The sequence below is a fragment of the Streptomyces sp. RP5T genome, from assembly GCF_003933965.1.
Classification (GTDB): Bacteria; Actinomycetota; Actinomycetes; order Streptomycetales; family Streptomycetaceae; genus Streptomyces.
This window is the reverse complement of the sequence record NZ_RSAJ01001089.1, coordinates 1-1,339: the sequence shown is the minus strand read 5'-3', so window position 1 is coordinate 1,339 and position 1,339 is coordinate 1. Positions and strand designations below refer to the sequence as shown.

Genomic DNA, 1,339 nt, shown 5'->3' with positions numbered 1-1,339 from the left:
GGTGTCAGCTGTCGCCGGTGCGGGAGCCGAGGGTCAGGTCGACCGTGCGGGTCTTGCCGTCGCGCTCGTAGGTGATCTTGACCTTGTCGCCGGGCTTGTGGGTCCAGATCTCGCCGATCAGGGTGGGGCCCGAGTCGATGACGTGGTCGTCCAGCTTGGTGATGACGTCGCCGGGCTTGAGGCCGGCCTTGGCGGCGGGGCCGCCCGCCTCGACCGGGGCGGAGCCGCCGGCGCCCTCCGTGGTGATCTTCGCGCCGCCCGAGGAGTCCTCCAGGGAGACGGACGCGCCGATCTTGGCGTACACCGGCTTGCCGGTCTGGATGAGCTGCTGGGCGACGTACTTGGCCTGGTTGATCGGGATGGCGAAGCCGAGGCCGATCGAGCCGGACTGGCTGGTGCCGCCGAGGCCGCCGCCGCTGGTGGACTGGATCGCGGAGTTGATGCCGATCACATTGCCCTGCGCGTCGAGGAGGGGGCCTCCCGAGTTGCCCGGGTTGATCGAGGCGTCCGTCTGCAGCGCGCTCATGTAGGAGGCGTTGCTGCCGCTGCCGTCGCTGGAGGCCACCGGGCGGTTCTTCGCGCTGATGATGCCCGTCGTGACGGTGTTCGACAGACCGAAGGGGGCGCCGATCGCGATCGTGGAGTCGCCGACCGCCACCTGGTCGGAGTTGCCGAGGGTGAGCGGCCTCAGGTCGCTCGGCGCGTTCTTGAGCTTGATGACCGCCACGTCGTAACCCTGCGCGTGGCCGACCACCTCGGCGTCGTACTTCTTGCCGTTCGGGAAGGTGGCGGTCAGCTTGCCGCCGTCGACCGCGTCGGCGACCACGTGGTTGTTGGTGACGATGTGGCCCTGGGTGTCGAAGACGAACCCGGTGCCGGTGCCGCCCTCGCCGCTGGTGGACTCGGCCTCGATGGTGACCGTGCTGGGCAGGGCCTTCTGCGCCACGCCCGCGACGGTGCCGGCGTCCCGCTTGACGCTGCCGCCGCTGTCGGAGGCGGACAGGGTGGTGGAGGAGCCGTTGTCGTTGTTCTTGGCCAGCGTGTAACCGAGACCGCCGCCGAGGCCGCCCGCGACCAGCGCGGCCACCAGGATCGCGGCCACGAGACCACCACGGCCGTTCTTCGGCTTCGGCGCCGGCTGCTGGTATCCCGCACCCCACACACCCGTCGGACCGGCACCGCCCGCACCTGCACCGCCCGCACCGCCGTCGGGGTACGACGGGGTGCCCGGAGGCTGCGGCGGCGGCCAGGCGCCCTCGGGACCGCCCGCGCCCCCGTGCTGCGACCCCTGTGCCGAGGCGTACGCGGGAGCCGGTCCCGCGTGCACGAGCTCGGGACC

The 1,339-nt window shown here is 71.8% G+C and carries 1 protein-coding gene; it reads right to left on the bottom strand.

Going from position 1 to position 1,339, the window contains the following annotated elements; translation table 11 throughout:
- Nucleotides 1–4: 4 nt before the first annotated feature.
- On the bottom strand, nt 5–1,339 hold a 1,335-nt coding region (locus EHS43_RS44675), incomplete at its 5' end, for a S1C family serine protease (RefSeq protein WP_185806681.1).